1 protein-coding gene is annotated in these 253 nt (G+C 66.4%); it reads right to left on the minus strand.

Annotated elements, in window-relative coordinates:
- Positions 1-225: hypothetical protein (locus SB822_RS58995; RefSeq protein WP_410859363.1), on the minus strand; the 225-nt coding region annotated here is incomplete at its 3' end.
- Positions 226-253: the final 28 nt, after the last annotated feature.

Raw genomic sequence — 253 nt, forward strand, 5'->3', positions numbered from 1 at the left:
GTGTATGTATTCCCAGATCACCCTGGGCGTGGCCGGCATCGCGAGTTCGTCGCTGCCGTAGTCGCGCAGCGCGTCGGCCAGCGCGTTGAAGATGGTGGCCGTAGCCGGCGTGATGCCGCTTTCTCCACCGCCTTTCACTCGCAGCGGATTGCCCTGCGTCGGATCTTCCGTCAGCTCCACGTTGAGCGGCGGAATCACGCCGGCGCGCGGCACGCCGTAGTCCATGTAGGAGCCGGTCAGCACCTGGCCGGTT

It is taken from the genome of Paraburkholderia sp. SIMBA_054 (assembly GCF_046534875.1).
Classification (GTDB): Bacteria; Pseudomonadota; Gammaproteobacteria; order Burkholderiales; family Burkholderiaceae; genus Paraburkholderia; species Paraburkholderia hospita.